Here is a 12,615-nt window from a genome sequence, read left to right on the forward strand (position 1 = left end):
ATCAACAACAGCTACTGGCTCCAACCACCAAAAAACATCGACCCCACCCAAACCCTCATCCTGCTCCCCAGCAGAACACCCACCATCGCCACCATCACAGCCATCACAGCCATCAACAGAAAGAACGTCCCATGAACGGCCGAGCATGGGCCGGAGCCTCGCGCGTGCAGGATCGCCCGAGCCCAGTACACCTTAACCGCAGTTGCGGGCGCCGCCCCGGCACTGGGGCTCGGAGCCCGGTGCCGACTCCCGGCTCCCGGCTCAGGGGTGGCGGGCTTCTGAGGTCCAGGCTCCGGTGCCGTCCCCGTTTCGGTCGTTGATGCAGAGGAATATGCTCGGCCCATGGCTGAGCGGTCGATCGATACAGACGGTCACGGGACGGGTCCCGCGATCGTCGTCGATGACCTGCGCGTGCGCCGCGGGCGTTCCCAGGCATTGCGAGGGGTCAGCCTCGAAGTGTCGAAGGGGCAAGTAGTCGGACTTCTTGGTCCGAGCGGCAGCGGCAAAACCACTCTCATGAGATCGATCGTGGGATCGCAGGTCATCGACGGCGGCAGCGTCACCGTGCTCGGTCGTCCAGCAGGATCCGCACCGACACGAAGGTCGCTCGGGTACATGACCCAGAGTCCGAGCGTGTACGACGACCTCACCGTGCGCCAGAACCTTCGCTACTTCACGCAAGTACTCGGTGCCCCAGCCGACGACGTTGAGCGCGTGCTCGCAGAAATCGATCTCGACTCGAAGGCAACGAGCCTGGTCTCCACGCTCAGTGGCGGTGAGCGCAGCCGGGTTTCGCTCGGTGCCGCTCTACTCGGCGCACCGAAACTGCTCGTCCTCGACGAACCCACGGTCGGACTCGATCCCGTTCTGCGCCGTGACTTGTGGGACCTGTTCCACCGCCTCGCCGACACCGGAGTGACCCTGCTCGTGAGCAGTCACGTCATGGAGGAAGCGAGGCGCTGCGATCGGTTGATTCTTCTTCACAATGGTCGCCTTCTCGCCGACGAGACACCGAACGGACTGCTCGAGAGCACCGGCGCCGTTGATCACGACGATGCATTCCTCGCTCTCGTCCAACGGGAGTCCCCGTGAGCCCTCGACTGACCGCTGCGACAGCGGCCCGCGTGCTCACTCAGATCGCACACGATCGCCGCACCATCGTTTTGCTGCTTGCCGTTCCGAGCCTGTTGATCGGGCTCCTGGCCTGGCTCTACAGCGACACGGACGTCTTCGCCCGCGTGGGCCCGTCCGTGCTCGGTCTCTTCCCATTCATCATCATGTTCCTCATCACCAGCATCACGACGTTGCGCGAGAGGCGGTCCGGAACCCTCGAGCGGCTCATGACAATGCCGCTGGGCAGATTCGACTTCATCGCCGGCTACACCATCGCGTTCGGGTTGATGGCAGTCGCGCAGTCGCTCGTGGCAGTCGGCTTCGCCGTCTGGGTCTGTGGCCTCGAGGTAGCCGGCGCGCCATGGTTGCTCGTGCTCGTTGCCGTGGCCAACGCGATCCTCGGCTCCACCCTCGGGCTCCTAGCAAGCGCGTTCGCGAACACCGAGTTCCAGGTGGTGCAGTTCATGCCTGCGCTCGTCTTTCCCCAGGTGCTCTTGGGCGGCATATTCCTCGCCAGGGACCAGATGCCGGATGCCCTCGAGGCGATCTCCGACTGGCTCCCGCTCTCGCACTCGATCGACGCCCTCATCCTCGTCTCGACCGAAGCGGATGCGTCGAGCGACGTTCTGCGGGAGCTGGCCGTGGTAACGGGCTTCATCGTTGCCGCGGTCGCTCTCGGCTCGTTGACCCTTCGCCGCCAGACCCGGTGATCGCGCAGGCCCTTGTCAGAACTACACCCGTCGACATGGGTGACGTCGCGACAGGGAGGTCAGTCCTGAGCTGCGGGGTACGCGAGCACCCGCCCACGCACCTCGATGGTGACCTCGGCACCGACGGGCAGCAGCCCCGATGCGGCGACGCGTGCCATGCACCTCGTTCCGCTGAGGAGGGAAAGCTCCAGAAGCGCGTCATGACCCGTGTAGCTCACCGCGGTCACCGTGGCTCGAAGGCCCCGGGCGGGAACAGAGTCGACCACCTGCGTCAGCTCGAGCTGTTCCGGCCGCACCAGCACCGTGACCGGGGTGTTCTCGACGGGCTCGTCGGATGCTCCCGCGCGCGCGATCCCGTCGGATGCACCGGCGCGCGTCAGCAGGTCAGCGGCGCCCTCGCCCGACGTCTCACCCCCACCCATCGTCTCGACCGCCTGCTTGACCGCCTGCTCGACCGCCTGCTCGACCTCGGCAACCGTCCGGCTACCCCCGGGAATCACGGTCACCGGCGCTGTCTCTCCCGACCGCCGAATCTCACTTCGGAGCGGGGGCCCGCGCCGAACCCCGTTGTCGTCGTAGGCGAGCGCACCATCGGCAATGTCCGCCCCCGACGAGTCAGCGATCGACTGCCCGTCTGCCGCGACCCGCGGCATCCACTCCGCGTCCAACGACCCCAGCGCACCGACGACCGAGCCCGACCGCCAGAAGCCCGGCAGGAACACCGAGTCTCCGACGAACGTCGCAACCCACGGATTCGCGGGCCGCTCGTAGACCTCGGCCGGAGTGCCGAACTGCAGAATTTCACCATCGCTCATCACCGCGACATAGTCCGCGATCGAGAGCGCCTCGGCCTGATCGTGCGTGACGAGAATGCCGGTCATCCCCTCGGCGCCGAGCAATGCCCGCACCTCGGTGCGCAGCTCGCCGCGAAGGAGAGGGTCGAGCGCACCGAACGGCTCGTCCATCAGCACGACCTCCGGCCCTGACGCGAGAGCGCGGGCCAGAGCCACGCGCTGCGCCTGACCTCCGGACAGCTGCGCCGGCGAGCGATCGGCGAGCTCCGACAGCCCGACGAGCGCGAGCAGGTGCCGCACGCGTTCCTCACCCGCCGCACGCCGCGCAGCGCGGCGCCCGCCGCCGAGGCCGAACGCGATGTTCTCGGCAACGGTCAGGTGCGGGAAAAGCGCGGCGTCCTGCGGAACCCACCCGATCCTCCGCTTCTCCGGCGCCAGATGGATGCCGTGCGTCGTGACCATCCGCGGGCCCAATCGCACCTCGCCAGACCGAGCTCGGATGAGGCCCGCGATCGTGCGCAGCAGCGTGGTCTTGCCGCATCCGCTCGGCCCCACGATCGCCACGAGCGACCCGTTCGGCACCTCGAGGGAGATGCCGCGCAGCACCGGATCCACACCGTAACCGACGACGACGTTGCGCATCGAGAGCCGACTCATGACGCTGTCCCGTCCACTCGCCCGCGGCCGGCTCCTGAGAGGAGGAACGCGGGAACTGCCGCCACGAGAATGAGCGCGGCCGCGTAGGGCGCAGCGGCGCCGTAGGCGGAGACGTCGGTGCGCGACCAGAGTTCGATCGCGAGGGTATCGGTTCCGGTCGGGCGCAACAGGAGCGTCGCCGGTAGTTCCTTCATCGCCGTCACCGCCACGAGCAGCGCACCGGCGAAGATACCGGGCCGGGCGAGCCGGGCGGTGACCAACCACCAGGTTTGCAGCTGGCCGTATCCGAGGGTTCGGGAGACATCCTCGAGCGAGGTGGGCACCTGGGCCGTGGCACTCCGGATCGCCCCGATCGCCTTGGGCATGAACAGCACCCCGTAGGCGAAAGCGAGCACGAAACCGGTCTGGTAGAGCGCGGGCAGCACCGAGAGGGAGAAGAACACGAGCGAAAGTCCCACCACGATGCCGGGCAGGCCGAGGGCGAGGTAGCCCAGTGACTCGATCACGCGCACGAGGCGGCCGCGGTACCTGGCTGCGAGCGCACCGATCGGCAGCGCGAGGAGCACCGCGATGGCGGCGCCGCCGATCGACAGCCCCAGGGTGTTGACGATCGCCTGGCCAAGTTCGACAGGATCGAGCGCCCGCAGTGTCTCAGCCTCGAACAGCCGGGCGAAGAGCACCGCTACCGGCAGCCCGACCGCGAGAGCCGGAACGACCGAGAGCAGGGCGATCGACGGCGCGGTCCAGCGGCCGAGGTTGACGATGCGGTGGCGAGCGACGCCGGTGACAGCCCCGAAGCGGCGGCGGGCACGACCGCGCGCCGTCTGCTCCGCGACCACGATGATCATCGCGAGCAGCACCAGCACGGTCGCGAGGATCGCCGCATAGTTGCGGTTGAAGCTCGCCCCGTACGCCTGCTGTATCGCTGTGGTCAGCACGGGGAAGCGGAAGAGCGCGACGGCGCCGAACTCCGAGAGAACGTACAGGCACACGAGGAGCGCTCCCGCGAGGGTCGCCGGGCGGATTTGCGGCCAGGTGCCGAGCCAGAACGCGTGCCAGGAGCTGCGTCCGAGGGTGCGGGCGACGTCATCGAGGCCTGTGGTCCCTGCCCGCAGTGCCGCCGTCACCGGCAGGGTCACGTAGGGGGTCGAGACGAGCGTGAGCACGAGCCAGGATGCCCAAAATCCCTGCATCCCCGGCACCGCGGCGAGCCAGCCATAGGCGGCGAGGTAGGACGGAACGGCGAGCGGAAGCGCAGCGAGCACGGTCCACATCCCCCGCAACCGCAGCCGAGTGCGGGCGAGCAGGAAGGCGGTCGGCACTCCGACCAGCACGCACGTCCCGGTGACCACCGCCGCAAGGCTCACGGTGTTGAGCAGCAGCAGCGGCACCCGGGGGCGACCGAGCACGGTCACCGCATCGTCGAGTCCGCTCGATCCGACCCGAACGAGGAGATAGACCAGCGGGATGGATGCGATGGCGCACGCGACAAGACCGAGCAGCAGCAGCATCCGCGGCGGCCGTCGCCCGACGCGCTCGCTAATCGCCTCGGGCGCGACCGGCCCGGTCACGATCGGCTCGGCTCCGAGGTCGGCGGCCCGCTCATCGACTCGCTGCTGCATCCGACTCCTGCTGATGGGTGGGGCACGTGACGCGGCGGGCCGCTTCGGTACCGGTGGTGGTCGCGCTGCGCCGCCGGTTCAGTGACAGGGCAGCGCGACAGTCCTTATAGAAGACCGTACTGCGCGAGCAGCTCCTGAGTCTGTTCGAGGGATTCGAGGTCGCTGAGGTCGAGCTCAGGGTTGATGAGGCTCTCCAGCTCCGGAAGGCCCTCTGGAGCGTCGACGCCCGGGAGCAGAGGGTATTCGTACGTGTTCTCGACGAAGAACTGCTGTGCCTTCTCGGAGACGAGGTACTCGATGAACGCGAGTGCGTCCGGGTCGCCTTCCGCTCCGGCAAGGATCGCCGCACCGGTGACGTTCACCATGCCGCCGGCGTCGCCGGGCAGGAACTTGAGCTGTGCACGCATCGCGTCGGCTCCGACCTCGGCAGCATCCTCGTACCAGTAGTAGTGGTTGACGAGTGCGAGGTCGAGCTGGCCGCTGTTGACCAGGTCGAGGGTTGCGCCGTTCTTCTCGGTGAGGACGGGGGAGTTCTTGCTGATGCCCTCCACCCACTTCTCGGCATCCTCTTCGCCCTCGAGCACGCGAAGCGCGGTGACGAAGGACTGGAAGCTCGCATTTCCGGGCGGGAAGCCGACCCGGCCGCTCCACTCGGGGTCGGTCAGCTCGTCCACCGAGTCGGGAACCTCGTCCTCGCTGAGCTTCTCACCGTCGTAGGCGATCACTCGGGCGCGGCCGGTGACGCCGATCCAGCTGTCGTCCTCCGATGTGAATCCGGCGGGGATGAGGTCGGCGAACTCGGAGGGAATCTTGCTGACGAGCTCGGCGTTCGCGAGCGAGCCGAGGGCTCCGGCGTCCTGTGACAGGAATACCTGGGCGGGTGAGTTCTCGCCCTCCTCGAGCAGGAGCGCGTTGAGCTCGGGGCTCGAACCGTAGCGGGCGCTGACCTCGATGCCCGTGTCTTCGGTGAATTGCTCGATGAGCGGCGCAATGAGCGCCTCGTCACGGCCGGCGTAGAGGGTGAGCTCGCCATCGCTCTCGATCGCCGCATCGCTCGGCGCGGCGGGTTCGGTGTCGCCGGCGGGCGCGCAGCCAGCCACAGTCAGGGCGAGGGCGGTGACGCCCGCGGAGAGAATGAGGCCGCGGCGGAGAGTGCGCATTGAGGGTGTCCTTTTCTGGTGCTTAGGTTAGGCATGCCTATCCTAGCGGAAGGGCCCGCCTCAAGCGACCCCGCCGGACGGATGCCGGTGCTCCCGGCCTCACGCGCCTCACGGCCCGGCGCGCCTCACGACACGCGCGACGCCCGGTACCAGGTCGACTCGACCCGCTCGGCCCCGCGGCCGACAGCGCCGAATTCGGCGCGGGCTTCCCGCAGACGGCTCTCGTTCGCCGCGTCGATGAGCTCGGCCGTCGTGCGGTACTGCTCGGCGGCATGCGCCGGTACGACGAGCTCATTGGGGGGAGGGCCGTCGGAGAAGACCTCCCGGCGCACGAGTACAGGGTCAGCTGTCGCCCACGTTCCCCCGAGCGCCGGAACGAGATCGTCGGTGTGCTCGACCGCAACCCACGGCACATCCCGCGGCACGTCCACCTGACCGCTCGGAGCGCCCAGCGTATACAGGCCGCGCACGTCGTAGTCTCCGGATGCGGCGAGCTGGGCAGCGACGAGCCCACCCTGGGAGTATCCGGTGACGATGAGCGGCGACTGCGCCTCGACGCCCGCCTGGTCCAACGCGTCGGCTACCGCGCGGTAGGCGGCGGATGGCCTACCGGAGAGGGCGGAGACGTTGCTGGTGAGGTCCCACGGTTCCTTGCCGCTCATCGGGGAGAAATCTGCCGTGCCGCCGAGGTACACCTCGAAGCGATCGGGCTTGCCTCGTGCGCTGTACCGGTCGATGCGAACCTGGGCGCTGCCGCTCGGCACGCGGGCAGCCCGGTCGGCGAAGCCACCGGCATGGGTCGCCGAGGCCGTGAAGACCGGAACGGTCCGCACGGGAGTCTCCCTGAGGGCGCCGAGGACCGACGCTCCGGCGGCCACCGCACCCACGGTGGTGTCGACGCCAAGAATTCCGAGCCCTCCATCGCCGAGCATCCGAACGACGGGGAGAGGAAGTCCCGCAGCTCCGGCAGCGAGGTCATCCACACTCACGATCGAGAGCCTGGCGAACCGCACGAACCGCGGATCGCTCAGAATCGACCGATTCGCCGCCAGCCATCGCTCAGCCGCGTCCGCACCCCGCCGAGTCGTGCCCGGGGCAACGGTCATCGCCACGGCATAGGCGAGGGCCGCCCTCGAGCCGACAACGAGCAGCCCCGGCGCGAACACGAGGCCCAACCGTGCAGCGAGCAAGCCCAGGCCGGCAGCGAGGTCTCCCGCGAGCCGTTCGCCGAGCGCCGCCAGCGCCGACTCCCCGGCGCCGTAGACGGTGGCGCTCAGCTGCAGTCCGGCCGCGAGGTGTCCGCTGCGCACGGCAGCCAGGCCGAGGAGCGCGCGGGCGTCGTCGATGCCGCGCTCGGCCTGCTCGAGCGCGGACCGACAGACCGCAGTTCCCGGCAGCCGGGATGCGGCCCCGGCATCCATCGCCCCGAGGGTGCGCACGCACTCCTCAAGGTTCCTCTCGAGCCGCTCCAGCCGCTGCGCCTGGTCGAACAGGGTGACCGTCGCCACCGCGATCGATCCGCCGCCGCCGCCGACCACCAAATCATCCGACATGGCTCGCGAGGGTCTCGATCGCCTGGCACGTGTCAGCCAGAGCCGCGTCGACGGATGCCTCGGCCGACGCCAGAGCGCGGTGCAGCTCGTCAAGCCCCGAGTCGTAGAGCCGGCGGGCCGGACCGGCCCACTCCGACTCGGCACCCGACGGCGCGAGCGCTCGGGCCCGATCTAGTCGAGAGCGCACGACCGCGAGGGTCGCCGCCTGCTCCTCGAGCACGCGGCGGGCGATCATCACCGTCAGCGCCCACGGATCGGAGTCGGACTCCTGCGGCATTTCCCCCCCCCTCCGTTGACAACGCCGGCTTTCGAGACACCCTGCCGCAGCTCGGCCGCGTCCCTGCCGCGCGGTCCGAGATCCGTGGGGCGGCGGGGGCCGGGCCGGCGGGGGAGGAGGAATCTGTTCCCTCCGGAGAAGTGGGCCAGAATGGAGCCATGAGCTTCGACCGGACCCTCCACGAGTCCGCGCGCTTCAGGGTCTGCTTCGTCTGCACCGGCAACATCTGCCGCTCGCCCATGGCGGAGGTCGTTTTCCGCGACCTCGTCGCCCGCCAGGGCTACGACGGCGCCATCTCGGTAATGTCCGCGGGAACCGGCGATTGGCATGTCGGCGAGCACGCCGACGACCGCACGATCACGGCGCTGAAAGCCCGGGGCTATGCCTCCGGTGACCACCGCGCCCGGCAGTTCGACCCCGACTGGTTCGACTCGCTCGACCTCGTCGTCGTCTTCGACCGCAGCCAAGACCGCATCCTCAAGGCCTGGGCCGGCAGTGAAGCCGACCGAGGCAAGGTGCAGATGTTTCTGGGCTTCGACAAAGACCAGGCCCCGCGCGTCGACGTGCCGGATCCCTATTACGCCGATGCCGCCATGTTCGACTCCGTGCTCAACATGATCGAGCGCGCGAGCTCGGCACTCCTCGACCAGATCAAGCCGGGAATCCGATTGGAAACGCCATGACTTTGCCAGAACAGCCCCTCAGCCCGCTCGACGGACGCTACCGAACCGCCGTGGTCGGCCTCGGTGAGCACCTCTCAGAGGCGGGATTGAACCGCGCGCGCGTGCTCGTCGAGGTCGAGTGGCTGATCTTCCTCACCGACCGTGAGTTGTTCGGGTCGCACCGCCTCAGCGCCGAGCAGGCCGCCTCCCTGCGCAGCCTCGTCGACGAATTCGGCCAGGCCGACATCGACGAGCTCGCCAGCCTCGAGGCCACGACCCGGCACGACGTCAAGGCAGTCGAGTACTACGTGCGCGCCCGCCTCGAGAGGCTCGGACTGTCGGATGTCGCCGAGCTCACCCACTTCGCCTGCACCAGCGAGGACATCAACAACCTGGCCTATGCGCTCACGATCGGGTCGGCCGTGCGCGAGGTGTGGATGCCGGCGCTCGACGCCGTTCTCGCGGGGCTGACCGATCGGGCCGTCGCACACCGCGCTGTTCCGATGCTCGCCCACACCCACGGTCAACCGGCGACGCCGACGACTGTCGGCAAGGAATTCGCCGTGTTCGTGCACCGCCTGCGGCGAATTGTCGTGCGGATCGAGCACGTCGAGTACCTCGGCAAGTTCAGCGGCGCGACGGGGACGTTCGCGGCGCACGTCGCGGCCGACTCCAGCCAGGACTGGCCGGAGCTGTCGCGCCAGTTCGTCGAGTCGCTCGGCCTCGTCTGGAACCCGCTCACGACCCAGATCGAGTCACACGACTGGCAAGCGGAGCTCTACTCGGCGATCAGCCACGCCAACCGGGTGCTGCACAACCTCGCGACCGACATCTGGACCTACATCTCACTCGGCTACTTCACCCAGATCCCGCAGGCCGGTGCCACGGGCTCGTCGACCATGCCTCACAAGATCAACCCGATCCGGTTCGAAAACGCCGAAGCGAACCTCGAACTGTCGAGCGCGCTGCTCGACTCCCTCTCGGCCACCCTCGTCACCTCGCGGCTCCAGCGCGACCTGACCGACTCGACGACTCAACGCAACGTCGGCGTCGCCCTCGGGCATTCGCTCCTCGCGCTCGACAACCTCCGTCGCGGCCTCGGCGAGATCGCCGTCAATGAGGTCCGTCTCGCCGAGGACCTCGACGGCAACTGGGAGATTCTGGGCGAGGCCATCCAGACCGTCATCCGGGCAGAGATCACCGCGGGCAACAGCTCGATCATCGATCCGTATGCCCTGCTCAAAGACCTCACCCGTGGGCGGCGGGTCGGTCAGGCCGAGCTGGTCGAGTTCGTGCGCGCCCTCGACATCAGCGACGGCGCCAAGGACCGGCTGGCCGCCCTCACCCCGGCGGGGTACGCCGGACTCGCGAGCGACCTGGTCGGCTTCCTCGACAGCTGAGGACGCTCCGGCCGGCTCCGAACGGCGTCGGCTGCGGTACCCGCTCGGACCCGGCGCCTACTCACGACCCCGGGTCGGGGGACGGCTCAGTGACCGTGGTCCTGCTCGCGGTCCTGCTGGCTCATGTCGAGTCGCTCCTCGCCCGTCGGCTTCGACGTGAGCGACAGCATCGCGAGGGTCATGAGCGTGACGATGAAGCTGATTCCGCCGAAGACGAAGGTCAGGTTCGCCTGCCGGGTGGACATGAGCACGATGACTGCGACGAACAGCGCGACGACACCGGAGAAGCCCAGCAGCTCGAGTGGTCGGAAGCGATCGCGGCGGGAAGGTGTGGTGCTCACGTGGACTTGCCTTTCACAGCATCGGATGCCGCCGGTGCGGCCTTCTGGGGTCCCCACTTGGCAGACAGCCCGGCGATGACGAGGAACACCGCAATGATCGCAGCGTAGGCTCCGAGCAGCCCGACAGCGACGACCGCCGAGTCCAGCAACCGCTCCACCCCGTCCGGACCGGTGAACTGCTGGGCGAACTCGGGCGGGATGAGCACGAACACGATCGCGGCGGCGGCAGTGATCGCCCCCACCGTGAGGAGATCTCCGGACGCGACGTGGCGGCGCCTCGCTCGCAGCCCGCTGTAGAGCTCCAGTGCCCCCGTGAGCGCGGCCCACACCGTCACCACGAGGAACAGTGACGGAACCCCGCGCGGAAGGACGAGGGCAAGTGCACCCAGCACGATCGACACGATCCCCTGCGCCACGAGGTACGGCCGCACCGCTGTGCCGACGAGGCGGCGCCAAGCGATCCCCGCGACGAGCACCCCGGTCACGAGCGCGAACCCGCCGAAGGAGAGCAGGCCTAGGGTGGCGGAGTGGTCGGCGGAGAACGTGATGATGCCGGCTACCGCCGCGGCGGGAACCGCGCGAGCGATCGGGAGCGGCCAGTAGGCGGCGCGCTGCGCGGGGTCATCCAGAACAACTGACACGAGGACGACCCCTTTCTCGAGTGACGAACCTCGCTAGTTTACGCGCCCCCGGCTGACCGCAGGCTTGCCACGATCGACACGGTCAGGACGACCGGGCTGACGGCGAGCGGGGCGCCCGTCGGGATCCTCGGATGCTCGGGCCGGCTAGGCGGGCGCCATGTCGGTAAAGCGCGAGAAGTGGCCCTGGAAGGCCACCGTCACCGTGCGGGTGGGCCCGTTGCGGTGCTTGGCGACGATCAGGTCGGCCTCGCCCGCTCGGGGATTCTCCTTCTCGTAGGCGCTCTCGCGGTGCAGCAGGATCACCATGTCGGCGTCCTGCTCGAGCGAGCCGGACTCGCGGAGGTCGGAGATGGCGGGCATCTTGTCGGTGCGCTGTTCCGGTCCACGGTTCAGCTGGGAGAGCGCGATGACCGGCACCTGCAGCTCCTTGGCGAGGAGCTTGAGCGCGCGCGAGAACTCGCTGACCTCCTGCTGGCGGGATTCGACCTTCTTGCCCGAGGTCATCAGCTGCAGGTAGTCGATGATGACGAGCTTGAGCCCGACCTTCTGCTTGAGCCTGCGGCACTTGGCGCGAATCTCGACGAGGGTCATATTGGGGCTGTCGTCGATATAGAGCGGCGCATCGTTGATCCGGCCGCGAGTCGCCGCGATCGTGGTCCAGTCGCGCGAGTCGACGGTGCCCTTGCGCATGTTCTGCAGGGGAACGGATGCCTCGGCCGAGAGCAGCCGCATCGCGATTTCGCTGCGCCCCATCTCGAGCGAGAAGAAGATCGAGGGCATGTCGTGCTTGATGGAAGCGGCGCGGGCAAAGTCCAGCGCGAGCGTCGACTTTCCGAGCGCCGGCCTGGCCGCGATGATGATGAGCTGCCCGCCGTGCAGGCCGTTCGTGAGGTCGTCGAGTTCGGCAAAGCCCGTGGGCACTCCCGTCATCGAGCCGTCGCGCCCGTTGGCCGCCTCGATCTCTCCGATCGCCGTCTCGACGGCGACAGTGAGGGGGATGAAATCCTCCGCCTCGACGCCGCCGGTGACCCCGTAGATCTCCGCCTGCGCGTTGTTGACGAGGTCCACGACCTCGCCCTCACTCGCATAGCCCATCTGCACGATGCGCGTGCCCGCCTCGACGAGGCGGCGCAGCACGGCCTTCTCGGCGACGATGGTCGAGTAGTAGCCGGCGTTCGCCGCGGTCGGCACGAGGCCGGTGAGCGTGTGCAGGTAGTCCGCGCCGCCCGCGCGGGTGAGCTCACCAGCCTTGAGGAGCTCGTCGGTGACCGCGATGACGTCGGTAGGCTCGCCGTGGGAGTAGAGCGACAGGATCGCGTCGAAGATGATCTCGTGCTTGGGCATGTAGAAGTCCACGGCCCGCACCGCCTCGATGACGTCGGCCACGGCATCCTTGCTCAGGAGCATGCCGCCGATGGCACTCTGCTCCGCGAGCAGGTCATGCGGGGGCGTGCGCTCGGACTGCTGCCGCTCGGATCGGCCTTCGCCTGGCCCCGCGAGTCCCAAATGGGCTATCGACACGATGGACCTCCTTCATTGACTTGTGTAGCGGATGCCGGTGACATCGCCGACATCGGCGGACCGTGCGGCATCATCCCCCCTGGGTGAAACACGCTGTCACACACTAGGAGCACGACGCCCGCCCGCCCAACCGCCACTAATCCGACCTGTGGACAGGGCTGTGG

The 12,615-nt window shown here is 68.5% G+C and carries 12 protein-coding genes; 4 read left to right on the forward strand and 8 right to left on the reverse strand.

Annotation, left to right across the window (positions count from 1 at the left end):
- Positions 1–342: 342 nt before the first annotated feature.
- Both ABIB15_RS12635 and ABIB15_RS12640 read left to right on the forward strand, forming a co-directional pair.
- Positions 343–1,092: an ABC transporter ATP-binding protein gene (locus tag ABIB15_RS12635; RefSeq protein ID WP_354479165.1), complete on the forward strand. Its 750-nt coding sequence runs from the start codon at positions 343–345 to the stop codon at positions 1,090–1,092.
- Positions 1,089–1,823, forward strand: a complete 735-nt coding sequence (locus ABIB15_RS12640) for an ABC transporter permease (protein WP_354479168.1) — start codon at positions 1,089–1,091, stop codon at positions 1,821–1,823. The genes ABIB15_RS12635 and ABIB15_RS12640 overlap by 4 nt, the downstream gene beginning before the upstream one ends.
- A gap of 59 nt (positions 1,824–1,882) precedes the next feature.
- Here the strand turns inward: ABIB15_RS12640 and ABIB15_RS12645 are convergent, their stop codons facing one another.
- The 5 genes from ABIB15_RS12645 to ABIB15_RS12665 all read right to left on the reverse strand — a co-directional run bounded on the left by ABIB15_RS12645 (position 1,883) and on the right by ABIB15_RS12665 (position 7,886).
- Positions 1,883–3,274: an ABC transporter ATP-binding protein gene (locus ABIB15_RS12645; RefSeq protein WP_354479171.1), complete on the reverse strand. Its 1,392-nt coding sequence runs from the start codon at positions 3,272–3,274 to the stop codon at positions 1,883–1,885.
- The gene (locus ABIB15_RS12650) at positions 3,271–4,896 is read right to left on the reverse strand and encodes an ABC transporter permease (protein WP_354479174.1); all 1,626 of its coding nucleotides are present in this window, start codon (positions 4,894–4,896) and stop codon (positions 3,271–3,273) included. Before ABIB15_RS12650 ends, ABIB15_RS12645 begins: the two co-directional genes overlap by 4 nt.
- A gap of 104 nt (positions 4,897–5,000) precedes the next feature.
- Positions 5,001–6,056 (reverse strand): iron ABC transporter substrate-binding protein, encoded by a 1,056-nt coding sequence (locus ABIB15_RS12655; RefSeq protein WP_354479177.1) that lies wholly within the window; start codon positions 6,054–6,056, stop codon positions 5,001–5,003.
- Between the two features lie 125 nt (positions 6,057–6,181).
- Positions 6,182–7,609, reverse strand: coding sequence for an alpha/beta hydrolase family protein (locus ABIB15_RS12660; protein ID WP_354479180.1), 1,428 nt, complete (start codon positions 7,607–7,609; stop codon positions 6,182–6,184).
- A complete protein-coding gene (locus ABIB15_RS12665) occupies positions 7,599–7,886 on the reverse strand; it encodes a hypothetical protein (RefSeq protein ID WP_354479183.1) in 288 nt (95 codons plus the stop codon). Before ABIB15_RS12665 ends, ABIB15_RS12660 begins: the two co-directional genes overlap by 11 nt.
- A 158-nt stretch (positions 7,887–8,044) precedes the next feature.
- Here ABIB15_RS12665 and ABIB15_RS12670 point away from each other — a divergent pair, with 158 nt between their 5' ends.
- On the forward strand, positions 8,045–8,569 hold the full coding sequence (locus ABIB15_RS12670; RefSeq protein WP_354479186.1) for a low molecular weight protein-tyrosine-phosphatase: 525 nt from the start codon (positions 8,045–8,047) through the stop codon (positions 8,567–8,569).
- Entirely contained in the window at positions 8,566–9,948 is a 1,383-nt protein-coding gene (purB, locus tag ABIB15_RS12675) for an adenylosuccinate lyase (protein WP_354479189.1), read from the forward strand. Before ABIB15_RS12670 ends, purB begins: the two co-directional genes overlap by 4 nt.
- Positions 9,949–10,034: 86 nt before the next feature.
- On the opposite strand, the gene ABIB15_RS12680 is transcribed toward purB, so the two are convergent.
- The 3 genes from ABIB15_RS12680 to dnaB form a co-directional block, all read right to left on the reverse strand.
- Positions 10,035–10,289 (reverse strand): hypothetical protein, encoded by a 255-nt coding sequence (locus tag ABIB15_RS12680; RefSeq protein ID WP_354479192.1) that lies wholly within the window; start codon positions 10,287–10,289, stop codon positions 10,035–10,037.
- On the reverse strand, positions 10,286–10,930 hold the full coding sequence (locus ABIB15_RS12685; protein WP_354479195.1) for a hypothetical protein: 645 nt from the start codon (positions 10,928–10,930) through the stop codon (positions 10,286–10,288). Before ABIB15_RS12685 ends, ABIB15_RS12680 begins: the two co-directional genes overlap by 4 nt.
- 144 nt (positions 10,931–11,074) lie before the next feature.
- Positions 11,075–12,451: a replicative DNA helicase gene (gene dnaB, locus ABIB15_RS12690; RefSeq protein WP_354479198.1), complete on the reverse strand. Its 1,377-nt coding sequence runs from the start codon at positions 12,449–12,451 to the stop codon at positions 11,075–11,077.
- Between the last annotated feature and the right edge of the window lie 164 nt (positions 12,452–12,615).

This window comes from Marisediminicola sp. UYEF4 (assembly GCF_040546025.1).
In the GTDB taxonomy this organism is placed as follows: Bacteria; Actinomycetota; Actinomycetes; order Actinomycetales; family Microbacteriaceae; genus Marisediminicola.

Bases quoted from the DNA above. Each gene is read 5' to 3' on its own strand.
- ABIB15_RS12635 (WP_354479165.1), top strand. From the start codon at position 343: ATGGCTGAGCGGTCGATCGATACAGACGGTCACGGGACGGGTCCCGCG.
- ABIB15_RS12645 (WP_354479171.1), bottom strand. From the start codon at position 3,274: ATGAGTCGGCTCTCGATGCGCAACGTCGTCGTCGGTTACGGTGTGGAT.
- ABIB15_RS12650 (WP_354479174.1), bottom strand. From the start codon at position 4,896: ATGCAGCAGCGAGTCGATGAGCGGGCCGCCGACCTCGGAGCCGAGCCG.
- ABIB15_RS12655 (WP_354479177.1), bottom strand. From the start codon at position 6,056: ATGCGCACTCTCCGCCGCGGCCTCATTCTCTCCGCGGGCGTCACCGCC.
- ABIB15_RS12660 (WP_354479180.1), bottom strand. From the start codon at position 7,609: ATGTCGGATGATTTGGTGGTCGGCGGCGGCGGCGGATCGATCGCGGTG.
- ABIB15_RS12665 (WP_354479183.1), bottom strand. From the start codon at position 7,886: ATGCCGCAGGAGTCCGACTCCGATCCGTGGGCGCTGACGGTGATGATC.
- ABIB15_RS12670 (WP_354479186.1), top strand. From the start codon at position 8,045: ATGAGCTTCGACCGGACCCTCCACGAGTCCGCGCGCTTCAGGGTCTGC.
- purB (WP_354479189.1), top strand. From the start codon at position 8,566: ATGACTTTGCCAGAACAGCCCCTCAGCCCGCTCGACGGACGCTACCGA.